The sequence below is a fragment of the Burkholderia sp. AU16741 genome (genome assembly GCF_002223345.1).
In the GTDB taxonomy this organism is placed as follows: Bacteria; Pseudomonadota; Gammaproteobacteria; order Burkholderiales; family Burkholderiaceae; genus Burkholderia; species Burkholderia sola.
The window spans coordinates 84,034-108,010 of the sequence record NZ_NKEZ01000001.1 but is presented as its reverse complement, the minus strand read 5'-3'; the positions used below and the strand labels follow the sequence as shown (position 1 = coordinate 108,010).

Here is a 23,977-nt window from a genome sequence, read left to right as displayed (position 1 = left end):
GGTCAACCCTTACACGGGAGAAAGGCATGAAGATTGGCGAACTGGCCAAAGCGGCCCGCTGCACGCCCGAGACGATCCGCTTCTACGAGAAAGAGGGCCTGATGCCCGATGCGGAGCGCACCGATTCGAACTACCGCAACTACACCGACGTGCACGTCGAGCGGCTGCGCTTCATCCGCAACTGCCGCGCGCTCGACATGGCGCACGACGAAATCCGCGCGCTGCTGCGGCTCACCGACACGCCGGCCGACCGCTGCGATTCGATCAATTCGCTGCTCGACGATCACATCGGACACGTCGACGCCCGCCTCGCGGAACTCACGCATCTGCGCGACCAGCTGACCGAATTGCGCCGCCAGTGCGTCGGCGAGCATTCGGTCGAGGAGTGCGGCATCGTGCACGGTCTCGCGACGATGGAAACCGTCGCACCGGCCGCGAAGCGCTCGCATCTCGGCTGAAAGCCTTGTCAAATAAGATAGTCCAATAGAGAATAGTTATATTATTACTAGATATAATTTAACTATTCATGTCCATGAGTCGCCCGTCCCCGCTCGCGCTGGCCGTCCTCGCGACGCTCACCGAAACGCCGATGCATCCGTACGGGATGCTGCAGCAACTGAAGGCCCGCGGCTACGACGAAGTCGTCAACGTGCGGCAGCGCACGAGCCTGTACCAGACGATCGACCGGCTGCTGCGCGACGGGCTGATCGTCGTGCACGACACCGAGCGCGACGGCGCGTTTCCGGAGCGCACGGTGTATGCGCTGACGGAAGCCGGACACACCGCAGGGCAGGCGTGGCTGCATGCGTTGCTCGCGGAGCCCGCGCGAGAATTTCCAGCGTTCGGCGCCGGCCTCGCATTCCTGCCGCTGCTCGACGCGGAAGATGCGCGTCACCAGCTCGAGCTGCGCATCGCACGGCTCGACGCCGAGCGCGAGCGGCTCGAAGCGCTGCGCGCCACCGCGCAGGCCGACCAGGTGCCGCGCTTGTTCCTGCTCCAGAACGAATATGCGCTCGTGCTGCTCAATGCGGAGCTCGACTGGGCACGCAGCGTCGTCGAACACCTGAAGATCGGCGCGCTGCGCTGGGTGGACGGCTGACGCGCGGCGCCAGCCGTTTTCCGCGAGGAACGCGCGTCGGCGCGGTCAAAGCACCTTGCCGGGATTCAGGATGCCGCGCGGGTCCAGCGCGGCCTTCAGACGCCGCATCAACCCGATTTCCGCGTCGCTGCGCGTGTGCGCCAGATAAGGACGCTTGAGCACGCCGATCCCGTGCTCGGCCGACACCGAGCCGCCCATGTCGCGTACCACCGCATACACGCAGTGATCGAGCGCATCGGCGTCCGCGTCGGTCATGTCGGCGAGCGACACGCCGATATGCACGTTGCCGTCGCCGACATGGCCGAAGAACAGGCACGTGAGCGCCGGCCAGCGCGCCCGCAACGCCGCCTCGCAGCGTTCGGCGAACGCGCCCAGTTCGCCGGTCGGCAGACTCACGTCGAAATTGACGAGATGCGGCAGCGCATCGATCGCGAGCCCTTCGCGCAGCGTCCACCAATCGCGCGCCTGCCGCTCGGAGGTCGCGAGCACCGCGTCGTCGACGAGCCCCGCTTCAAGCCCCGCGGCCAGCCCCGCTTCGAGCGCCTGGTGCGCATCGCCGCCCGGCGCGCTCGTCGCGCATTCGATCAGCACCGCGAAACCGTCGTCGCCGATGAACGGCGCCGTGACGCCCGGCGTATGGCGTGCGACGTAGTCGTAGAACGCCGGCCACATCGCCTCGAAGCTGACCACTTCCGGCAGCGTGCGCACGCGGTTCCACAGCGCCACCACCGCGTCGTAGTCGCGCACGCGGCAGAGCGCGGTGGCCGGCGCCGCGAGCACCGGATGCAGGCGCAGCACCGCACGCGTGACGACGCCGAGCGTCCCTTCGCTGCCGATGAACAGCTGCTTCAGGTCGTAGCCCGCGTTGTTCTTCAGCATCCGGTTCATCGACGACACGACCGTGCCGTCCGCGAGCACCGCCTCGAGCCCGAGCACCTGCTCGCGCATCATCCCGTAGCGGATCGCGCGCGTGCCGCCCGCATTGGTCGCGAGCATGCCGCCGATCTGGCACGAGCCGCGCGCGCCGAGATCGACGCCGAACGTGAAGCCCGCCGCTTGCGCGGCCTCCTGCACCGTCTGCAGCGGCGTGCCCGCGCGCACGGTGATCGTGCCGGCCGCCGCGTCGAGCGCCTCGACGCCCGCGAAGCGCTCCATCGACAGCACGACCTCGCCGCCCAGCGCGATCGCGCCGCGCGCGAGCCCCGTCAACCCGCCTTGCGGCACGACCGGCTGGCCGAGCCGCGTGCACAGCGCGAGCGTGCGCGACACGTCGTCGACACTGCGCGGGCGCACCAGCGCACGCGGCCGCACGCCGGCCGGCTCGTTGTACGCGGTGAAGTAACGCGGATCGATATCGGCCGCGCGCGTGACGAGCGCGTCGCCCAGTTCGGCGGCGAGCACGGCATCGACGGCCCCGCCCGGCAGCGGCCTGCCGTCCGGTTCGCTGCCCGCGGCGTCCGGGTTCGAGGTCGGCATCGTGCGAGGCTCCGCTTACTTCGTCGAGATGTCGATATCGCCGAAATACTTCAGGCCGAGCGACTTCACCGTGCCGTCCGCCTTCAGCTTGTCGATCGCCGCGTCGAGCTTCGCCTTCAGCGCGTCGTCGCCCTTGCGCAGGCCGAACGCGATGCCGCTGCCGAGGATCTTGTCGTCGTGCACCGGCTGGCCGACGAACGAGAAGCCCTTGCCGTCCGGGCGCGACAGGAAGCCGCGCTGGCCCGACGGCGCGAGCACGAGCGTCGCGTCGAGGCGGCCCGCGACCAGATCCGCATACGCCTGGTTCTGGTCCTGGTACGCGACCACCGTGACGCCGGCCGGCTCCCAGTGCGCCTTCGCGAAGGTCTCCTGGATCGACGCCTGCAGCACGCCCACGCGCTTGCCCTTCAGCGATTCCGGCGTCGGCAGCAGCCCGCTGCCGGTGCGCGCGATCAGCTGGGTCGGCACGCGATAGATGATCGTCGTGAAGTCGATCGCCTGGCGCCGCTGCTCGGTCGCGTTCATCGCCGAATTGATCGCGTCGAACTTGCGGCCCTTCAGCGCCGGAATCAGCCCGTCGAACGAGGTCTCGACCCATTTGCACGACAGCTTCGCCGTCTGGCAGACGGCATTGCCGACGTCGATGTCGAAGCCCTGCAGGTCGCCGTTCGGCGCTTTCGATTCGAACAGCGGGTATTGCGCTTCGAGGCCGAAGCGCAGCGTCGGCGCATCGGCGAGCGCCGCGCCGGAGCCGATGGCGCACGCGAGTGCGAACGCGAGTTTCAGGGTGGCCGTGTGTTTCATCGTGATCTCCTGTGTCGGGTCGATGCGACGTCTCCGCCGCCGGTTGTCTTACAGCGAACGCAGCCGCCGCGCGCCTTCCACCAGCGTCGCGTCGTCCTTCGAAAAACTGAGCCGGATCACGCCGGCGTCGGTGCCGTCGGTGTAGAACGCCGACAGCGGAATCGTCGCGACACGCGCGTCGCGGATCAGGCGCAGTACGAAATCGCTGTCGCTTTCGTCCGAGAAGTGGCGAAAGCGCGCGAGCATGAAGAACGAGCCTTCGCTCGGCAGCAGCTCGAAACGCGAATCGGCCAGCTCGCGCGCGAGCAGGTCGCGCTTGGCCTGGTAGAACGCCGACAGGCCGAGATAGCTGTCCGGCCGCGCGAGGATCTCCGCGAACGCGACCTGCATCGGCGTATCGGCCGAGAACACCATGAACTGGTGCACCTTGCGGATCTCGTCCATCAGCTCGGCCGGCGCGAGGCAATGGCCGACCCGCCAGCCGGTCACGTGGAACGACTTGCCGAACGACGACACGATCACGCTGCGCTCGGCCAGCTCGCGGTGGCGCGCGACGCTCTGGTGCTGCGCGCCGTCGAACACGACGTGCTCGTAGACTTCGTCGGACAGCACCACGATCCCCGTATCGCGTGTGAGCTGCGCGAGCCGCTCCAGATCGTCGGCGGAGAATACCGTCGCGGTCGGGTTGTGCGGCGTGTTGACGATGATCATCCGCGTGCGCGGCGTGATGGCCGCGGCCACCTCGTCCCAGTTCACGCGGAAATGCTCGGGCGACAGCTTGATCGCGACCGGCGTCGCGCCCTGCAGCCGCACGATCGGCGCATAGCTGTCGAACGACAGCTCGAAATAGATCACCTCGTCGCCCGGATGCACGAGCGCGCTGATCGCCGCATAGAGCCCCTCGCTCGCGCTCGCGATCACCGTGATCTCGGTCGCCGGGTCGTAGCGCGCGCCGTACAGCGCCTCGGTCTTCTCGGCGAGCCGCTCGCGCAGCGCGATCACGCCGGCCATCGGCGCGTACTGATTGTGGCCGTCGCGCATCGCGCGCGCGACGCCTTCGACGAGCGCCGGATCGGGCGCGAAATTGGGTGCGCCCTGCGACAGGTTCAACGCGTCGTGTTGAGCCGCCAGTTGGCCGATCACCGTGAAGATCGTCGTCCCGACGTCGGGCAGTTTCGAACGGGGCGCGGTGGCGCTTCGCATGACTCCTCCTGATGTTCTTCGGGCGGGCCGCACCCTGCGCGGCCCTGCATCTGCCGCATGATTTAGCCCGAGCCAATATCGGCGGACAATCGAAAGTTCGTCATGGCGGCCATGCATTTTTCTCATGACTATCCGGGAGAAGCGCGCAACGGCAAGACCGGCTCGACGGGCCGGCATGCAAATCGGGCATTTCCCTACGGAAGGCTAGGCGTGCGCCGCCGCGAGGTATGCGAGCAGCACGGCCCGCAGTTCGCGGCGTTGCGCGGCGAAATCGAGCGCGGGCCCGAGCGTCAGCAGCGCCTGCGACAGGCCGCCGTAGCAGATCGTGTGGGCCATCCGCGCGAGCCCGTCGAGCCGCGCGGCCGGCGGCGGATCGGCCGCGTGGGCCAGCGCGTCGCGCCACAGCGCGACATAGGCGTCGTAATGCCGGCGATAGGCGGCCAGCGGCGACACCTGCCGCTCCAGCGCAAGCAGCGCGCCCCACAGCGCCGCGTCGGCGGCGATCGTATCGACCTGGAGATCGACCAGCGCGACGGCGAGTTCGGCCCGCGGCGCACCGCGCGACTGCTGCACCGTGTCGCGCAGCCGGTCGGCCAGCGCCAGCACGCGGCGGTGAATGCAGAGCGCCGCGAGGCTCTGCTTGTCGCCGAAATACTCGTAGAAGGTGCCGATGCTGACGCCCGCGACGGCCGCGATCTCGCGGATCGTCGCCTTCGCGTAGCCGCGTTCGAGCAAAAGCTGAACGAACGCCTGTTGCAACGCGTCGGAGCTCGCCTGCGCGCGCGACTGGCGCGGCCGGCGGCGCAATGCGGGCGCGGGTTGCGCCGCCGGCGAGCCGGGCGGCGCCGGAACCTGAACATGTCGCGGCGGCATATTTGCTACTCTGAATTCAGCAGGGAATACGTTTTACCGGAAGCCGGAACCCGCGCCGAAGCGCCCTTCCGTGCGGCATGGCGCCGGCTGACCGCGACGCATGAGACCGGAGACAACCGCGATGACCGACTCGACCCACGCCGTCACGAACCAGTTCGACGAACTCGTCGACTATAACCTCTTCGCGACGGATCTCGCGCTGCGCGACGCGCTCGTCCGGGCCGGGGCCGAGTGGGCCGTGCCGCAGCTCGACGCATATGGCGCGCGGCTCGGCAGCGCCGACACCGCGCGGCTCGCCGACGAAGCGAACCGTCACACGCCGGAACTGAACGCGTTCGACCGGCGCGGCAGGCGCATCGACCGTGTCGACTTCCATCCCGCGTGGCACGCGCTGCTCGGCCAGTACCGCCACGAAGGCTTCGTGTCGCTCGCGTTCCGCGACATGCGCCGCGGCCGCTGGGCCGCCACGGCCGCCGGCTTCTACCTGCACGGCCAGATCGAGGCCGGCACGCTGTGCCCGGCGACGATGACGCAGGCCGCGATCCCCGTGCTGCAGAAGGAGCCCGCGCTATGGGACCTGCTGCGCGACAAGCTCTACAGCGACGACTACGACGCGCGCGACGTGCCGGTCGCCGACAAGCGCGCGATCTGGTTCGGCATGGGCATGACCGAGAAACAGGGCGGCTCCGACGTGCGCGCGAACACGACGCTCGCCACGCCGGTCGGCGCGGGCGGCCGCGGCGGCGAATACCGGCTGCGCGGCCACAAGTGGTTTTTCTCCGCGCCGATGTGCGACGCGCACCTCGTCGTCGCGCGCACCGAAGACGGCGGCCCGTCGTGCTTCTACGTGCCGCGCTGGCGCCCCGACGGCACGAAGAACGCGGTCGAGATCCAGCGGCTGAAGCACAAGGTCGGCAACCGCAGCAACTCGAGCAGCGAGATCGAGTTGAACGACGCGTGGGGGATCATGCTCGGCGACGAAGGCCGCGGCATCCCGACCATCATCGAGATGGCCACCACCACGCGGCTGAACTGCGTGCTCGGCAGCGCGGCGATGCTGCGCCAGGGCGTCGTGCAAGCGATCGCCTACACGCGCCAGCGCCACGCGTTCGGCCGCGCGCTCGCCGAGCAGCCGCTGATGCGCACCGTGCTAGCCGATCTCGCGCTCGAAAGCGAGGCGGCGCTGTCGCTCGCGATGCGGCTCGCCGACGCGTTCGAGCGCGACGACTCGCCGCGTGAACGCGCATGGAAGCGGATCGTCACGCCCGCCGCGAAATTCTGGGTCTGCAAGCGCGCGGTCGAGCTGACCGGCGAGGTGATGGAAGTATTCGGCGGCAACGGCTACGTCGACGACGGACCGATCGCGCGCCTGTTCCGCGAGGCGCCCGTCAACTCGATCTGGGAAGGCTCGGGCAACGTGATGTGCCTCGACGTGCTGCGCGCGGTGTCGCGCGAGCCCGACGCGGCCGCCGCACTGTTCGACGAACTGGCCGACCTCGGCGCGGGCGAACCGCGCATCCGGGCCGCGCTCGACGGATTGCGCGCGATGCTCGCCGCCCCGGCCGACACGCTCGAAGCGTCGGGCCGCGTGTTCGCGCAGCGGCTCGCGCTCGTCGCGCAGGCGTGCCTGCTGCGCCGCGATGCGCCGACGGCCGTCGCCGACGCGTTTGTCGCGACGCGACTCGCCGCGCCCGACTGGGGCTGCATTGCGGGCGGCTTCGATCCGCACGCGATCGACGTCGCCGCGCTGCTGCAGCGCGCGTACCCGGCCTGACGCCGGCCCGCTCCCCGAATTCGCGTTCGTTCGCCCCCGCCCCGGAGCCCCGATGAACCTCGTCGCCGCCCTCGACCGCGCCGCCCGTGCGACGCCCGACAAACCGTTCCTCGTCAGCGAATCCGCGACGATCACGTATGCCGCCGCCCGCGAGCGTTCGCACCGCGCGGCGGCCGTGCTGAGCGCGCTCGGCATCGCGGCCGGCGACCGCGTGGCCGCGATGTGCTTTAACACGCCGGCCTTCGTCGACCTGATGTTCGGCGCATGGCGTCTCGGCGCGGCGTTCGTGCCGATCAACCACAAGCTGCAGGCGCCGGAAGTCGACTACGTGCTCGAACACAGCGGCAGCACCACGCTACTGTTCGACGTCGCGCTCGCGCCGGTGGTCGAGCGTATCGCCCATCCGGCGCGGCGGCTCGTGACCGAGGGCGAACTCGACGGCGTGCCGAACTTCGACACGATGTGCGCGACGATGGACGGCCTCGCGGGCATCGAGCCGGCCGACGACGACGTCGCGCAGATCCTCTATACGTCCGGCACGACCGGCCGCCCGAAAGGTTGCGTGCACAGTCATCGCACGGTGACGCTCGCCGCGATGCAGGCGGCGCTCGCGATCGGTATCGGCCGCGACGAGCGCACGCTGATGGCGATGCCGATCTGGCATTCGTCGCCGCTGAACAACTGGTTCGGCGGCACGCTGGTCGCGGGCGGCACCGTCGTGCTGCTGCGCGAATACCATCCGCTGCGCTTCCTGCAGACGGTCGAACGCGAGCGCGTGACGCTGTATTTCGGCGCGCCGGTGTCGTACACGCTGCCGCTCGACATGGTCGACGGCTTCGCGGCGTTCGACCTGTCGAGCGTGCGCGCGTGGCTGTACGGCGGCGGCCCGATCGGCGCCGCGCAGGCCGAACGGCTTGCGCACGCGTATCGCAGCCGCGCGTTCTTCCAGGTGTACGGGATGACCGAAACCGGGCCGGCCGGCACGACGCTGTATCCGGACGAGCAGATCGCGAAGGCCGGCTCGATCGGCCGCCACGGCGGCCCGGGCGTCGACCTGCGGGTCGTGCGGATGGACGGCGTCGATGCACGGCCGGGCGAGACCGGCGAGATCTGGCTGAAGGCCGACAGCATGATGCTCGGCTATCTCGACGACGCGGCGGCGACGCGCGCCGCGTTCGCGCCGGGCGGCTGGTATCGCACCGGCGACCTCGCGCGGATCGATCGGGATGGCTATCTGTTCATCGTCGACCGGTTGAAGGACATGATCGTCACCGGCGGCGAGAACGTCTATTCGAAGGAGGTGGAGGACGTGCTCGGCGCGCACCCGGACATCGCCGAGGCGGCCGTCGTCGGCGTCGCGCATCCGGACTGGGGCGAGACGGTCGTCGCGCACGTCGTGACGCGGGCGAACGCGGCGCCCGATGCGAACGCGCTGCGCGCGTTCTGCGGCGAGCGGCTCGCGGCGTACAAGGTCCCGCGTGAGTTCGCGTTCGTGCAGGCGCTGCCGCGCACGCCGACCGGCAAGTTGCAGAAGTTCTTGCTGCGCGTGCGCGGGGGGTAGCGCGCGCTCATGGGTCAACGTCAATAAAAAAGCCACCGGGCCGTCAAGGCTCGATGGCTTTTTCTGCATGCACGATCGGCCGGACGACGCCCTTCGCCGCCGCCCGCGCGTCACATCACATCAACCTGCTTACTTCCCGCCGATGCTCTTCAGCGGCTTCCAGTCGCCCTTCTCGACCTTGTACATCGTGATGCCGCCGTTCTTCAGGTCGCCCTTCGCGTCGTACGCGACGTGCGTCGACGTGACGCCGGCCATGTCGGTCTTCGCGAGCACCGGCAGGTACTTCGCCGGATCGGTCGAATCGGCCTTCTTCATCGCGTTCAGCATCGCCATCGCGCCGTCGTACGCGTACGGCGAGTACGTCTGCACGTCTTCGCCGAAGCGCTTCTTGTACTTGTCGGCGTAAGCCTTGCCGCCCGGCATTTCTTCCAGCGGGAGGCCGGCCAGCGATGCGATCGTGCCTTCGGCCGCGTTGCCCGCGATCTTCAGGAACGTCGGCGTCTTCACCATTTCGCCGCTCATCAGCGGAGCGGTGATGCCGAGCGCCTTCATCTGCTTGACCATCGGCGCTGCCTGCGAATCCGCGCCGCCGTAGTAGACGAGGTCCGGCTTCGCCGCCTTCAGCTTGGTCAGGATCGCCTTGAAGTCCACAGCCTTGTCGTTCGTGAATTCACGGTCGACGATCGTCGCGCCGCCGGCCTTCGCGGCCTTCTCGAACTGGTCGGCGAGACCCTGGCCGTAGGCCGTGCGGTCGTCGACGATCGCGATCTTCTTCATGCCGAGATCCTTCGACGCGAACGTGCCGGCCACCGAGCCCTGCTGCGTGTCGGACGTCATCATGCGGAAGGTCGTCTTGTAGCCCTGCTGCGTGTATTCCGGCGCCGTCGCCATCGCGATTTCCGGAATGCCCGCGTTCGCGTAGATGCGCGAAGCCGGAATCGTCGTGCCCGAGTTGAAGTGGCCGAGCATGCCCTTGATGCCGTCGTCGACCAGCTTCTGGGCGACCGTCGTACCCGTGCGCGGGTCGGCCTGATCGTCCTGCGTGTCGAGCACGAACTTCACGGCCTTGCCGCCGATCTTCGGGTTCGTCGCGTTGAAGTCTTCCAGCGCGAGCACGATCCCGTTCTGCATATCCTTGCCGTAGTGCGCCTGCGCGCCCGTCATCGGCCCTGCGTAACCAATCTTCACGTCATCCGCATGAGCCGTCCCCGCCAGCGACATGACCGCGACGAACGTCGCGCCTGCCACTTTTTTCATCGTGTGTTGCATAGCATCTCCTTGGTACCAGGGTAAATGGGAGCGGCTTCGGGATCGCCTGGCCGCTTCCTTTGTTTGATCCGAACGGCAAGGATGATCAGCCGATCGTCATCAAATTCGCATTGCCGCCCGCCGCGGCCGTATTCACGCTCACCGAGCGTTCCGTCAGCAACCGCTCGAGCGCGTAGTCTTCCGCGTCGCCGTTCTCGAACGCGCCCGCCGACACGCCCTGCACCGACACGATCGGGCCCGGGCGCTGCGCGACGTCCTTCACGAGCGTCTGCAGCTCGTCGCTGTCGCCTTCGAACAGCACCGCGTCGAACGGCGCGTCGGCCTGCTTGCGCACGGCCGCGTGCGCCTTCAGCGGCGCCGGCAGCGCGGCCACCAGCGCCTCGCCCGCCGCACCGGCGAACAACGCGCGGTTGCCCGTCGCCAGCACCGCCGCGAACTGCGCGCGCGCACCGCCCGGCGTGGCCGCGACACACAGCACCGTGCCGCGCGGGCCGAGTGTATACGTGTTTCGCTCGCCCGTCGGCCCGCTCAGCACGGCGGTCGCGCCGGCCGGCACCTGCGCGAGATACCCGTCGCAACGTGCGGCGAGCGCCGGCTCGCGCTGCTCGATCAGCCAGTCGCGCAGCGTCGTGAGCGCCGCGGCCGGGTTGCCGCGCGCATCGCTTTCGGTCGCGCCGTCCGCGACCAGCGACTGCGCGAGCGCGCGCGGCAGGCCCGACGGACGCGTCGCGAGCAGGCGCTGCAGGTACAGCGCGCCGCCGGCCTTCGGGCCCGTGCCCGACAGCCCTTCGCCGCCGAACGGCTGCACGCCGACCACCGCGCCGATCACGTTGCGGTTCACGTAGATGTTGCCCACGTGCGCTTTCGAGATCACGTGCGCGATCGTCTCGTCGATCCGCGTGTGGATGCCGAGCGTCAGCCCGTAGCCGGTCGCGCGGATCTGCTCGAGCAGCTTGTCGAGCTGGCTGCGGCGGTAGCGCACCACGTGCAGCACGGGGCCGAACACTTCGCGCTTCAACTCGTCGATGCTGCCGATCTCGATCAGCGTCGGCGGCACGAACGTGCCGTGCGCGCACGCGTCCGGCATCGGCAGTTGCGTGACCGCATGGCCCTTGTCCTTCATCGCCGCGACGTGCGTATCGATCGTCTGCTTCGCTTCCGCGTCGATCACCGGGCCGACGTCGGTCGACAGCCGGTCCGGGTTGCCGAGCGCCAGCTCGTGCATCGCGCCCTTGAGCATCGTCAGCGTGCGGTCCGCGACGTCGTCCTGCAGACACAGAACGCGCAGCGCCGAACACCGTTGACCGGCCGAGTCGAACGACGACTGCATCACGTCCGCGACGACCTGCTCGGCGAGCGCCGACGAGTCGACGATCATCGCGTTCTGGCCGCCCGTTTCGGCGATCAGCGGAATCGGTTTGCCGTCCGGGTCGAGGCGCGCGGCGAGCGTCTTGTTGATCAGGCGCGCGACTTCGGTCGAACCGGTGAACATCACCGCACGCGTGCGCGGATCGGCGACCAGCGCCGCGCCGACGGTCTCGCCCGTGCCCGGCAGCAGCTGCACCGCGCCGGCCGGCACGCCGGCCTCGCGCAAGAGGCGCACGGCTTGCGCGGCGATCAGCGGCGTCTGTTCGGCCGGCTTCGCGAGCACCGTGTTGCCGGCGGCGAGCGCCGCGGCCACCTGGCCCATGAAGATCGCGAGCGGGAAGTTCCACGGGCTGATACAGACCACGGGGCCCAGCGGACGGTGCGTGTCGTTCGAGAATTCGCCGCGGATCTGCGCCGCGTAGTAACGCAGGAAGTCGACCGCTTCGCGGATCTCGGCGATCGCGTTCGGCAGCGACTTGCCGGCTTCGCGCACGATCAGGCCCATCAGCGTGTGCATCTGCGCTTCGAGCAGGTCGGCGGCGCGCACCAGGCAATCGGCGCGCGCATCGACCGGCGTCGCCTGCCAGATCGGCGCGGCGGCCACCGCGTGCGCGAGCGCCGCGCTCACGTGTTCGGACGTCGCTTCGCTGACCGTGCCGACCACGTCGCGCTGGTCGGCCGGGTTGCGCACGTCGCGCGCCGGGGCGTCGGCGAGCGCGTCGTCGGCGAGCATCGGCGCCGCGCGCCACGGATGGTGCGCACTCGCGAGCAGCGCGGACGACAGCGACGCGAGACGGTGTTCGTTCGACAGGTCGAGGCCCATCGAGTTGGGGCGCTCGTCGCCGTACAGGTTGCGCGGCAGCGGAATCTTCGCGTGCGGCGCGCCGAGCGGGACGACCTTCGACGCCTCGTCGACCGGATCGGCGACCAGTTCCTTCACCGACACGGTCTTATCGGCGATGCGGTTCACGAACGACGTGTTCGCGCCGTTTTCCAGCAGACGACGCACGAGGTACGCGAGCAGCGTCTCGTGCGTGCCGACCGGCGCGTACACGCGGCACGGACGGTTCAGCTTGTCGCGGCCCGTGACTTCCTCGTACAGCGGCTCGCCCATCCCGTGCAGGCACTGGAATTCGTACTGGCCCGGGTAGTAGTTCTGGCCCGCGAGCTGATAGATCGCGGCCAGCGTGTACGCGTTGTGCGTCGCGAACTGCGGGTACACGGCGTCCGGCGCCGCAAGCAGCTTCTTCGCGCAGGCGAGGTACGACACGTCGGTGTAGATCTTGCGCGTATAGACCGGATAGCCTTCGAGGCCGTCGACCTGCGCCCGCTTGATTTCGCTGTCCCAGTACGCGCCCTTCACCAGCCGGATCATCAGGCGGTGACGGCTGCGGCGCGCGAGATCGATCAGGTAGTCGATCACGAACGGGCAGCGCTTCTGGTAACCCTGCACGACGAAGCCGATGCCGTTCCAGCCCGCGAGATCCGGATCGAAGCACAGCGCCTCGAGCAGATCGAGCGACAGTTCGAGACGGTCGGCTTCCTCCGCGTCGATGTTCAGGCCGATGTCGTAGCGGCGCGCGAGCAGCGCGAGCGCGCGCACGCGCGGCAGCAGCTCGCTCATCGTGCGGTCCTGCTGCGAGCGCGAGTAGCGCGCATGCAGCGCCGACAGCTTGATCGAGATGCCCGGGCCTTCGTAGATGCCGCGGCCGCCGGCCGCCTTGCCGATCGCGTGGATCGCCTGTTCGTACGACGCGTAGTAGCGCTGCGCGTCCTCTTCGGTCGTCGCCGCTTCGCCGAGCATGTCGTACGAGTAGCGGAAGCCGCGCGCTTCGTACTTGCGGCTGTTCGCGAGCGCTTCGGAAATCGTCTCGCCGGTGACGAACTGCTCGCCCATCAGGCGCATCGCCATGTCGACGCCCTTGCGGATCAGCGGCTCGCCGCCGCGGCCGATCAGGCGCGTGAGCGCCGACGACAGGCCCGCTTCGCTGTTGGTCGTCACGAGCTTGCCGGTGATCATCAGCCCCCAGGTCGCCGCGTTCACGAACAGCGACGGCGCGTGGCCGACGTGCGAGCGCCAGTCGCCCTTGCTGATCTTGTCGCGGATCAACGCGTCACGCGTCGCGCGATCGGGAATGCGCAGCAGCGCTTCGGCGAGGCACATCAGCGCGACGCCTTCCTGGCTCGACAGCGAGAACTCGTGGATCAGCCCTTCGACGCCGCCGCCCGAGCTCTTCTCGCGCAGCGCCTCGACCAGCTTCGTCGCGAGCGCCTGCACGTCCGCCTGCAGGTTCGCGGGCAGACGCGCCTGGCCGAGCAGGAACGGCACGCACTCCGGTTCCGGCCGGCGGTACGCGGCCGTGATCGCCGCGCGCAGCACCGATTGCGGCTGCACGTTCTGCGCGAACTCGAGGAACGGATGCGGCGAGTTGTCGTCGTCGCCGTCCCCAGCATGACCGTCGGCGAGCTCCGTCACGCCGCTGTGGCCCGACAGCTCGGGCGGCAACTGGCCGTGCTCGATCCGTTCGAGATACGCGAAGATCGCCTGCTTGATCAGCCAGTGGGGAGTGCGCTCGAGACGCGCTGCCGCCTCTTTCAGGCGCGAGCGGAGAAGGTCGTCGACTTTGACGCCGAGAGTGGTGCTTGCCATGGTGGGTTCGTGCGCCGGTGCGAGCCCGGCAATGTGGTGTAAGAGGATGCGCGAAATCCTACGGCACGCAATAAAAAGGTGCAACCAAATTGAGACAAAGGTTGCACCCATAAGTTAGCCAATATAATCAGTCACTTATGCGGTTGCAACCTAGGGGTTGCCCGTGGTCGGAGGCTCGGTGTTTTCCCTGATCGGGCCGGCTCGACGCGCGCGTGCAACCTCTGGCATGCGCGGAAGCAGCCGAAAACGGGTTGCACTGGGAGGTGTGACACGCGACACGGTGCCGGCATCGGATAGGCGAGGGAGGGGTTGGGCACCAACAGCCCACGGGGGGTCGCGGCCAGGCATGCGACCGACGACGGTTCGGGTACCCGGCAGCCCGGGCGTCCGCTATCGGGCGACTCCGCGCGACGGCCGCGCGGGCGCCGCTCAGATATCGAGCGGATCGACCTCGACGCTCCACCGCAGCACGCCCTTCAGCGCGCGCAGTTCCGGCTGCCACGCGCGCAGCGCGTGCTGCAGCGCCGCCCGCGACGCGCTTTCGAGCAGCAACTGCGCGCGGTGGACGTTCGCGACCTTCACGATCGTCATCGGCACCGCGTCGTACACGGTCACGCGATCGGCGCCCGGCAGCCCCGGCAATGCGGCCGCGGCCTGGAGCAGGAACGCGAGCGCGGCGTCGAGCGTGCGCCCTTCGGCGCGCAGCAGCGCCTGGTAGACGAACGGCGGCAGGTGCGCGTCGCGGCGCTCGCCGAGCGTCGAATTCGCGAAGCCCACGTAGTCCTGCCGCCCGAGCGCGTGGTACAGCGCGTGACGCGGATAGCGCGTCTGCACCATCACCTCGCCCGGCAGGCCGGCGCGCCCCGCGCGGCCGCTCACCTGCATCAGCTGCGCGAACAGCCGCTCGCTCGCGCGGAAATCGTGCGAGAACAGCGCGGTATCGGCATTGAGGACCCCGACGAGCGACACGCGCTGGAAGTCGTGCCCCTTCGCGATCATCTGCGTGCCGACAAGGATGTCGACCTCGCCCGCGTGCACGTCGGAAAAAAGCGCCTGCGCGCTGCCCTTGCGGCGCGTGCTGTCCGCGTCGATCCGCAGGATCCGCGCGCCCGGCACCGCTTCGGCGAGCGCCTCCTCGATGCGCTGCGTGCCGCGCCCGAGCGGCGCGATGTCGACGTTCCCGCACTCGGGGCACGACCGCGGAATCCGCGCTTCCCAGCCGCAGTGATGGCAGCGCAGCGCATGCTCGGGCTTGTGCAGCACGACGTACGCGCTGCAACGCGGGCAACCGGCCACCCAGCCGCATGCGTCGCACGCGAGCTGCGGCGCGTAGCCGCGCCGGTTCAGGAACACGAGGCTCTGTTCGCCGCGTTCGAGCCGCGCCTTCAGCGCCGCGACGAGCGGCCCCGACAGCCCGCCCATCGACGCGCGCCCGCGCCGCCGTTCCTCTTCGAGATCGATCAGCCGCACGGTCGGCAGCGTCGCGTCGGCCACCGCGCGGCGCGACAGCGTGAGTCGCGTGTAGCGCCCCTGCTCGGCCTGCCACCAGCTCTCGAGCGACGGCGTGGCCGAGCCGAGCACGACCGTGATGCCGAGCTGCTTCGCGCGCCACACGGCCAGGTCGCGCGCCGAATAGCGCAATCCTTCCTGCTGCTTGTACGCGGGCTCGTGCTCCTCGTCGACGACGATCAGCGCGAGCGTCGGCATCGACGCGAGCACCGCGAGGCGCGTGCCGAGCACGATCCGCGCGCGGCCCGTGTGCGCGGCGAGCCAGTTGCGCGCCCGCTCGCCTTCGGCGAGCCCGCTGTGCAGCGTGACGATCGCATCGTCGGCGAGCGCGCCGGCGAAGCGCGCGCGAAACGCGGCCTCGAACTGCGGCGTCAGGTTGATTTCGGGCACGAGCACGAGCGCCTGTGCATCCGGCCGCGCGTCGAGCAGCGACGCGAGCGCATGCAGATAGACTTCGGTCTTGCCGCTGCCCGTCACGCCGTGCAGCAGGAACGGCGCGAAGCCCTGCGCCGCGCGGATCGCGTCGAGCGCCTCGGCCTGCTGGTCCGTCAACGCCGGCGGCACAGCCCGTCCACTGCTTGTCGACAGGTTATCCACAGGGTTGGCCACAGGCGTATCGGTCCAGCCGATCTCCTCGACGTCGACCCAGCCGCGCGCCGCCCAGTCGTCGAGCGTCGCAGCCGCCTTCGGATGCAGCGCGCGCGCGTCGGGCAGCGTCAGCGAACCGGTATCGACCAGCGCCTGCGCGAGCCGGCGCAGCGCGGCGCCGCGCGCGGGCAACGCGTCGGGCAGCGCCGCGCGGCCGGCTTCGGTCGGCCGGTAGCGCACTTCGGGCGCGAGCAGCCGCCCCCAGCGCCCGGCGTCGCGCAGCGCCTGCGGCAGCGCCGGCAACGCGACTTCGCCGCGCCCGCGCTGATAGTAGTCGGCGGCGAACGACACGAGCGCGAGCCAGTCGGCCGACAGCGGCGGCAGCTCCGTGCAGATCGCATCGACCGCGCGCAGCCGCGACGGCGGGACATCGGTGTGAGTGGTGACTTCGCAGACGAGTCCGACGGCCTGCCGTTTGCCGAACGGCACCTGCACGAGCGTGCCGGGCACGGGCGTCGGCTGCGCGTCGCAGCGATAGTCGAACAGGGTCGCGAGCGGATGGTCGAGCGCCACGCGCAGGTAGGTGCCGCTCATCCGCGCGCTCCGGCAACGGCGGTACGCGGCATACGGACGGCCTGCATCCACGCTCGCATCGCGACAGCGAACTTAAAGTAAAACGTCAGATTCGGCGCTAAGTTTTGGATTCGCATTAGGAATCGCCGTATACCCTGCCCAGCCTGTGGATAACTTTGTTGAGAACTCGCCGCTCAACGGCCGCAACGCGCGCCGGGCCGTGCTTTCCGCTGTTTTTCGCCGCTTCCGGCGGTGCCCCGCGAAGCCTTATTCCATAAGGCTGCTATTCAAATTACCTCACCATAGCGAGACAAATTGACCGACACGGGGCTCTACCGCGCTGCAACGTGGAAAATGTGTATAAGTCAAGTCTTGACAAGCACCGAATCGGCATCGGGAGCGGGATTGCGTCCTGTTTAGTTTCAAAAACGAAACATTTTCATCCCGCGGCGCAGCATGCCGGCGCTTGCGTTCAGCCCGCCGCTCCGCTACGGATCGCACGGCTGTGGGTATGGACTTCGTCGACGAGTTCGGCGACGTGATCGGGCGACGTGAATTGCGAGATGCCGTGCCCGAGGTTGAACACGTGGCCCGGATGGTTGCCGTAGCTGTCGAGCACCGCGCGCGCCTGTTCGCGCACCGCGGCCGGCGGCGCGAACAGGATCGTCGGGTCGAGGTTGCCCTGCAGCGCGACGCCCCCCGCGACGCGCTCGCGCGCGGCGCCGAGGTTGACCGTCCAGTCGAGCCCGACCGCGTCGACGCCCGTCGCCGCGATTTCCTCGAGCCACAGCCCGCCGCCCTTCGTGAACGTGATCACCGGCACGCGCTCGCCGTCGTGCTCGCGCTTGAGCTGCGACACCACGCGGCGAATGTAGTCCAGCGAGAAGCGCTGGTACGCGCCGTCGGCCAGCGCGCCGCCCCACGTATCGAAGATCATCACGGCCTGCGCGCCCGCTTCGATCTGCGCGTTCAAGTACGCGGCCACCGCCTGCGCGTTCACGTCGAGGATCCGGTGCATCAGGTCCGGGCGCGAATACGCCATCGACTTCACCGTGCGGAAATCGTCCGAGCCGCCGCCTTCGACCATGTAGCACGCGAGCGTCCACGGGCTGCCCGAGAAGCCGATCAGCGGCACGCGCTGACGGCCCTGGCCGTCGGTGAGCGCGCGGCGGATCTCGCGCACGGCGCCCGTCACGTAGCCGAGCGTCTCCTCGATGTCCGGCACCGCGAGCTTCGCGACGTCGGCCTCGGTGCGCACCGGATGCGCGAACTTCGGCCCTTCGCCGACCTGGAAGTCGAGGCCGAGCCCCATCGCGTCGGGAATCGTCAGGATGTCCGAGAACAGGATCGCGGCGTCGAGCGGGAAGCGCTCGAGCGGCTGCAACGTCACTTCGGTCGCGTAGTCGGGGTTCTTCGCGAGACCGAGGAAGCTTCCCGCGCGCGCGCGCGTCGCGTTGTATTCGGGCAGGTAGCGGCCGGCCTGGCGCATCAGCCAGATCGGCGTGTAGTCGGTCGGCTCGCGCAGAAGCGCACGCAGGAAGGTGTCGTTGAGCAGGTTATGGGCCACGGTAGGAGCGACGAAGCGAAGGCAAAGCGGCATTTTACCGGACAGCCGCGATCGGGCTGCGCACGCCGATGCGATGGCGGCCATATGACGCGCGCGATGGCTCCGTTATGATCGGACGCTCATATCGAACGAAACGAAGGAGGAGACCGATGAAGACATTCGCCACGCTCGCCGCACTCGCCGCGGCCGCCGCGTTTTGCTGCACTGCCGCGCACGCGCAGGGCGCGGCCCCGGCGGCCCCGGCGGCGCCAGCAAGTGCCGCGGCGGCCGGTTCGCGGCTCGACGACGTGCTCGCGCGCGGCACGCTGCGCGTGTGCACGACGGGCGACTACAAGCCGTATTCGTACTACCGCACGGATGGCCGCTTCGAGGGCATCGACATCGACATGGCCGAATCGCTCGCGAAATCGCTCGGCGTGAAGACCGACTACGTGAAGACGAGCTGGCCGAACCTCACCCACGATTTCGTCGCGAAGTGCGACATCGCGGTGGGCGGCGTGTCGACGACGCTCGAGCGCCAGAAGCGCGTGTTCTTCACGCAGCCGTACGTGGTCGACGGCAAGACGCCGATCGTGCGCTGCGCGGATGTGGACAAGTACCAGACCGTCGCGCAGATCGACCGGCCCGACACGCGCGTGATCGTGAATCCGGGCGGCACCAACGAGCGCTTCGCGAAGCAGTTCTTCACGCATGCGAACCTGACCGTCTATCCGGACAACGTGACGATCTTCAAGCAGATCCTCGCCGGCAAGGCCGACGTGATGGTGACGGACGCCTCCGAGACGCTGCTGCAGCAAAAGCTGAATCCGGGCCTCTGCTCGGTGCATCCGGACAAGCCGTTCCAGTTCGGCGAGAAGGCGTACATGGTGCCGCGCGGCGACGTCGTGTTCCAGCAATACGTCGACCAGTGGCTGCATCTCGCGCTATCCACCGGTGAATACCAGGCAATTGCCGACAAGTGGCTGAAATAAGCAGGCCCGCGTCACGGCGGTCGATCGCGGGCGTCGATCCCGCGGCCGCCGGGCGCCGACGTCCCGCGCGGGGCGGCGGCCGGCATGCCGCCGTTACACCTTGCCGTCGCGAGCCGCGGCCTTCCAGCGGCCCGAAACCCGCCGAATTGGCCGAACGGCCGACTTCCACGCATACCGATCACGTTTCAAAATCTTTCTGACGAATGAATCGACATGCGCGGTATCGGTCGGGCCGTGCCCGTTCGCGCGTGAAAATCGGCAATTCATCGCGCCCGATACGCGTGAAAAACGCATCGCGCGCATACCTCGAAAACACAGCGGAAAAGATGGGTAAATATGACCTTTTTCAGCATTCCGAAAACAGCAAAAAATCCCGGAAAGCCTTATCTGGCGGGCGTTACAACCTGAAACACTTTGTTACCGCCATGGGTCATTAATTCGCCCACAATGGGCCTCAACGGTTTCAACACGGATGCGGTCTCGTGTGCCAAGTGTGAGCGGACGCGAAGCGCTGCGAGCCAGTCGGTCACGTACCGAAGCCCTTCCGAGGGGCATCCCTGTTGGAGTCGTTTCCGGCTCCCCGCCGGATCCGGTTTCATCTTTGGTCTCCTCGCGCTAACCCCGTAGCGTGTGGTTTTTAGCGGGCTAATAAGCCCGCTTTTTTTCGTCCATCGAAAACGTAGCGACCCGCGAGCCGCCCCGTTTTTCCCGCATTTTCCCGCGCCGTCCCGCTTCAAGCGGTCTTCTGCACGTCGAGCTTCAGCCCCTCGATCATCCGCTCGCGCATCACGAACTTCTGCACCTTGCCCGTCACCGTCATCGGCAGCTCGTCGACGAAGCGGATATAGCGCGGAATCTTGTAGTGCGCGATCTGCCCGTTGCAAAACGCGCGCACGTCGTCCTCGGTCATCTGCTCGTCCGCGCGCAGCACGATCCACGCGCACAGCTCCTCGCCGTACTTCGCATCGGGCACGCCGAATACCTGCGCGCTCTGGATCTTCGGATGGCGGAACAGGAATTCCTCGATCTCGCGCGGATAGACGTTTTCGCCGCCGCGAATCACCATGTCCTTCAGGCGGCCGACGATGTTGCAGTAGCCGTCCGCATCGAGCGTCGCGAGGTCGCCCGTATGCATCCAGCCGTCGACCAGCACTTCGCGCGTCTTCGCGTCGTCGTCCCAGTAGCCGAGCATCACCGAATAGCCCTTCGTGCACAGCTCGCCCGTGGCGCCAACCGGCACGATGTTCCCGCTCGGATCGACGATCTTCACTTCGAGATGCGGCTGGATGCGGCCGACCGTCGTCGTGCGCTTTTCCAGCGGATCGTCGGTCGAGCTCTGGAACGACACGGGGCTCGTCTCCGTCATCCCGTACGCGATCGTGATTTCAGACAGATGCATCTGCGCCACCACGCGCTTCATCGTCTCGATCGGGCACGGCGAGCCGGCCATGATGCCGGTGCGCAGCGTCGACAGGTCGAATGTCGCGAATGCCGGATGATCGAGCTCCGCGATGAACATCGTCGGCACGCCGTGCAGCGCGGTGCAGCGTTCTTCGGCCACCGCCGCGAGCGTCGCGACCGGGTCGAACGCTTCGCCGGGAAACACCATCGCGGCGCCCGTCGACACGCAGGCGAGCACGGCCAGCACCATCCCGAAGCAGTGATAGAGCGGCACCGGGATGCACAGCGAATCCTGTTCGGTGAAACGCATCGCCATCGCGATCGAGCGCGCGTTGTTGACGACGTTGCGGTGCGTGAGCGTCGCGCCCTTCGGGCTGCCGGTCGTGCCGCTCGTGAACTGGATGTTGATCGGATCGTTGGCGTCGAGCGTCGCGCCGATCGCATCGAACAGCGCCGGATCGACGGCCCGGCGGCCGCGCGCCATCACGTCCGCGAAGCGGAACATGCCGGCCGGCGCCGTCTCGCCCATCGACACGATCGTGCGCAGGTTCGGCACGCGCGCCGCGTGCAGCTCGCCCGGCGTCGCGGTCGCGAGCTCCGGCGCGATGGTCTGCAGCATCTCGACGTACGCAGAGCTTTTGAAGCGCTCGGCCGCGATCACGGCCTTGCAGCCGACCTTGTTCAGCGCGTATTCGAGTTCCGACAGCCGGTAGGCCGGATTGATGTTGACGAGCACCGCGCCGATCCGCGCGGTCGCGAACTGCGTGAGCAGCCATTCGCTGCGGTTCGGCGACCAGATGCCGACGCAGTCGCCCTTCACGATCCCGAGCGCGGCGAGCCCCGCGGCCAGCACGTCGACCTCGTTCGCGAACGCGCGCCACGTCCAGCGCACCTGCTGCTCGCAGAACACGACGGCCGGACGGTCGGGAAAGCGGCCGGCCGTGTCGAGCAGGAACCGGCTGATCGTCGCTTCGGATAGCGGCACGTCGGTGGCGCCGCGCACGTAGGACAAGCCGTTTTCGGGCGCGATCAGCGCCCCCTTGCCAAGGTCTGCTGCCATCGATGTCTCCGTCCGTTTTTGTCTGATCGGCTGCGACACGCGGCTGACGTGCGTGCCTGCGCCGCCGTGCTCGCGGCGGCGAACCTCCGAGCGCATGATGCCGCGCTCTGCTGACGACACTCTGACATCAAATCGCGACGGGCGGCTGAAATAGCACGATCGGGCGACACGATCCGGCCCGCAAAAAACAGACGAAAACGACGGCCGAAAAAAAAGCAGCCCGAAGGCTGCTTTCTTTCGCGGGATACGCGGCGCGGCTCAGTGCCGGCTGCGGATCTTCGCCAGACGCTGGATCGCTTCGAGCTGCGCCATCGCGGTCGCGAGCTCGGATTGCGCCTTTGCGAGGTCGAGGTCCGACTTCGCGTTCTGCAGCGTTTCCTCGGCACGCTTGCGCGCTTCCTCGGCTTTCGCCGCGTCGAGGTCCTTGCCGCGGATCGCGGTATCGGCGAGCACCGTCACGGCGCCCGGCTGCACTTCGAGAATGCCGCCCGCGACGAACACGAATTCGTCGTTGCCGCCCTCGACTTCGATGCGCACCGCACCCGGACGAATCCGGGTAATGAGCGGCGTGTGACCCGGCAGAATGCCCAGCTCACCCGTTTCGCCCGGCAGCGCGACGAATTTCGCCTCGCCCGAGAAGATCTGCTCTTCCGCGCTGACGACGTCTACTTTGATGGTTGCCATATCGACTCCAATCTCATCCACGGGTTGAGCGTATTGCGGCCGGCGCAGGCGGCCGGCATACAAGTCATTGCTGACTCGTTGCTCCGGCCGGCGCTCGCCGGCTTGCGACTCACTCAGCCCTTACTGGATCTTCTTGGCCTTTTCGAAGGCTTCGTCGATCGTGCCGACCATGTAGAACGCCTGTTCCGGCAGGTGGTCGCACTCGCCGTCGACGATCATCTTGAAGCCACGGATCGTTTCCTTCAGCGGCACGTACTTGCCCGGCGAGCCCGTGAACACTTCAGCGACGTGGAACGGCTGCGACAGGAAACGCTGGATCTTACGCGCACGTGCGACCGACAGCTTGTCTTCCGGCGACAGTTCGTCCATGCCCAGAATCGCGATGATGTCGCGCAGTTCCTTGTAGCGCTGCAGCGTCTGCTGAACGCGACGGGTGATCGAGTAGTGCTCTTCACCGATCACGTTCGGGTCGATCTGGCGCGACGTCGAGTCGAGCGGGTCGACCGCCGGGTAGATACCCAGCGAAGCGATGTCACGCGACAGAACGACGGTTGCGTCCAGGTGGCCGAAGGTGGTCGCCGGCGACGGGTCGGTCAAGTCGTCCGCAGGGACGTACACGGCCTGGACCGACGTAATCGAGCCCTTCTTGGTCGACGTGATGCGCTCTTGCAGCTTGCCCATTTCTTCAGCCAGCGTCGGCTGATAGCCCACTGCCGACGGCATACGGCCGAGCAGTGCCGACACTTCGGTACCGGCCAGCGTGAAACGGTAGATGTTGTCGACGAAGAACAGCACGTCGAGGCCTTCGTCACGGAAGTGCTCGGCCATCGTCAGGCCGGTCAGCGCGACGCGCAGACGGTTGCCCGGCGGCTCGTTCATCTGGCCGTACACCAGCGCGACCTTGTCGAGAACGTTCGAGTCCTTCATTTCGTGGTAGAAGTCGTTCCCTTCACGGGTACGCTCGCCCACGCCCGCGAACACGGAGTAACCGCCGTGTTCCTTCGCGATGTTGTTGATGAGCTCCATCATGTTGACGGTCTTGCCCACGCCAGCACCGCCGAACAGGCCGACCTTGCCGCCCTTCGCGAACGGGCAGATCAGGTCGATGACCTTGATACCCGTTTCGAGCAGTTCGGTCGACGGCGACAGTTCGTCGAACGCCGGAGCCTTCTGGTGGATCGAACGCGTCGTTTCGCTTTCGATCGGGCCGGCTTCGTCGATCGGACGGCCGAGCACGTCCATGATACGGCCGAGGGTCGGCTTGCCGACCGGCACCGAGATCGGCTTTGCCGTGTTCTTCACGGTCAGGCCGCGGCGCAGGCCGTCGGATGCACCCAGACAAATGGTACGGACCACGCCGTCGCCCAGCTGTTGCTGGACTTCGAGCGTCAGTTCCGAGCCATCGAGAATGAGCGCGTCGTAGATCTTCGGCATGCTGTCGCGCGGGAATTCCACGTCGATAACGGCGCCGATGCACTGTACGATCTTGCCTTCTACCAAAGCAGCAGTACTCATCGCTTTTCCTTTAAATACCTGATTCTTTACTC

16 protein-coding genes are annotated in these 23,977 nt (G+C 68.0%); 5 read left to right on the top strand and 11 right to left on the bottom strand.

Going from position 1 to position 23,977, the window contains the following annotated elements:
• Positions 1-26: 26 nt before the first annotated feature.
• Positions 27-458 carry a Cd(II)/Pb(II)-responsive transcriptional regulator gene (cadR, locus tag CFB89_RS00535; protein WP_089466330.1) on the top strand — a complete coding sequence of 144 codons (432 nt, stop codon included), beginning with the start codon at positions 27-29 and terminating at the stop codon, positions 456-458.
• A 68-nt stretch (positions 459-526) separates the two neighbouring features.
• Positions 527-1,099 carry a PadR family transcriptional regulator gene (locus CFB89_RS00530; protein WP_089466329.1) on the top strand — a complete coding sequence of 191 codons (573 nt, stop codon included), beginning with the start codon at positions 527-529 and terminating at the stop codon, positions 1,097-1,099.
• Between the two features lie 45 nt (positions 1,100-1,144).
• Here the strand turns inward: CFB89_RS00530 and CFB89_RS00525 are convergent, their stop codons facing one another.
• The 4 genes from CFB89_RS00525 to CFB89_RS00510 all read right to left on the bottom strand — a co-directional run bounded on the left by CFB89_RS00525 (position 1,145) and on the right by CFB89_RS00510 (position 5,455).
• Entirely contained in the window at positions 1,145-2,575 is a 1,431-nt protein-coding gene (locus CFB89_RS00525) for an FAD-binding oxidoreductase (protein WP_089466328.1), read from the bottom strand.
• Positions 2,576-2,590: 15 nt separating this feature from the next.
• Positions 2,591-3,379: an ABC transporter substrate-binding protein gene (locus CFB89_RS00520; RefSeq protein ID WP_089466327.1), complete on the bottom strand. Its 789-nt coding sequence runs from the start codon at positions 3,377-3,379 to the stop codon at positions 2,591-2,593.
• Between the two features lie 48 nt (positions 3,380-3,427).
• On the bottom strand, positions 3,428-4,582 hold the full coding sequence (locus CFB89_RS00515; protein ID WP_089466326.1) for a pyridoxal phosphate-dependent aminotransferase: 1,155 nt from the start codon (positions 4,580-4,582) through the stop codon (positions 3,428-3,430).
• Positions 4,583-4,786: 204 nt separating this feature from the next.
• The gene (locus CFB89_RS00510; protein WP_089466325.1) at positions 4,787-5,455 is read right to left on the bottom strand and encodes a TetR/AcrR family transcriptional regulator; all 669 of its coding nucleotides are present in this window, start codon (positions 5,453-5,455) and stop codon (positions 4,787-4,789) included.
• Positions 5,456-5,576: 121 nt separating this feature from the next.
• On the opposite strand from CFB89_RS00510, the gene CFB89_RS00505 reads away from it, so the two are divergent.
• Both CFB89_RS00505 and CFB89_RS00500 read left to right on the top strand, forming a co-directional pair.
• Positions 5,577-7,229, top strand: a complete 1,653-nt coding sequence (locus tag CFB89_RS00505; protein ID WP_089466324.1) for an acyl-CoA dehydrogenase family protein — start codon at positions 5,577-5,579, stop codon at positions 7,227-7,229.
• Between the two features lie 52 nt (positions 7,230-7,281).
• Positions 7,282-8,790, top strand: coding sequence for a class I adenylate-forming enzyme family protein (locus tag CFB89_RS00500; protein ID WP_089466323.1), 1,509 nt, complete (start codon positions 7,282-7,284; stop codon positions 8,788-8,790).
• 129 nt (positions 8,791-8,919) lie between these two features.
• On the opposite strand, the gene CFB89_RS00495 is transcribed toward CFB89_RS00500, so the two are convergent.
• The 4 genes from CFB89_RS00495 to hemE form a co-directional block, all read right to left on the bottom strand.
• Complete coding sequence (locus CFB89_RS00495) at positions 8,920-10,059, bottom strand: branched-chain amino acid ABC transporter substrate-binding protein (protein ID WP_050015844.1); 1,140 nt, start codon at positions 10,057-10,059, stop codon at positions 8,920-8,922.
• Between the two features lie 85 nt (positions 10,060-10,144).
• Positions 10,145-14,077: a trifunctional transcriptional regulator/proline dehydrogenase/L-glutamate gamma-semialdehyde dehydrogenase gene (gene putA / locus CFB89_RS00490; RefSeq protein ID WP_089466322.1), complete on the bottom strand. Its 3,933-nt coding sequence runs from the start codon at positions 14,075-14,077 to the stop codon at positions 10,145-10,147.
• A gap of 429 nt (positions 14,078-14,506) precedes the next feature.
• A complete protein-coding gene (locus CFB89_RS00485) occupies positions 14,507-16,768 on the bottom strand; it encodes a primosomal protein N' (RefSeq protein ID WP_089466321.1) in 2,262 nt (753 codons plus the stop codon).
• A 451-nt stretch (positions 16,769-17,219) separates the two neighbouring features.
• On the bottom strand, positions 17,220-18,314 hold the full coding sequence (gene hemE, locus CFB89_RS00480) for a uroporphyrinogen decarboxylase (RefSeq protein WP_306427114.1): 1,095 nt from the start codon (positions 18,312-18,314) through the stop codon (positions 17,220-17,222).
• A gap of 149 nt (positions 18,315-18,463) precedes the next feature.
• Between hemE and CFB89_RS00475 the strand changes: the two genes are divergently transcribed.
• Entirely contained in the window at positions 18,464-19,285 is an 822-nt protein-coding gene (locus CFB89_RS00475) for a transporter substrate-binding domain-containing protein (RefSeq protein WP_089466319.1), read from the top strand.
• 733 nt (positions 19,286-20,018) lie between these two features.
• Here the strand turns inward: CFB89_RS00475 and CFB89_RS00460 are convergent.
• The 3 genes from CFB89_RS00460 to atpD form a co-directional block, all read right to left on the bottom strand.
• On the bottom strand, positions 20,019-21,746 hold the full coding sequence (locus CFB89_RS00460) for an AMP-binding protein (RefSeq protein WP_089466444.1): 1,728 nt from the start codon (positions 21,744-21,746) through the stop codon (positions 20,019-20,021).
• Positions 21,747-22,004: 258 nt separating this feature from the next.
• Positions 22,005-22,430, bottom strand: coding sequence for a F0F1 ATP synthase subunit epsilon (locus CFB89_RS00455; RefSeq protein ID WP_006477288.1), 426 nt, complete (start codon positions 22,428-22,430; stop codon positions 22,005-22,007).
• 120 nt (positions 22,431-22,550) lie between these two features.
• Positions 22,551-23,945 (bottom strand): F0F1 ATP synthase subunit beta, encoded by a 1,395-nt coding sequence (atpD, locus tag CFB89_RS00450; protein ID WP_031397079.1) that lies wholly within the window; start codon positions 23,943-23,945, stop codon positions 22,551-22,553.
• Between the last annotated feature and the right edge of the window lie 32 nt (positions 23,946-23,977).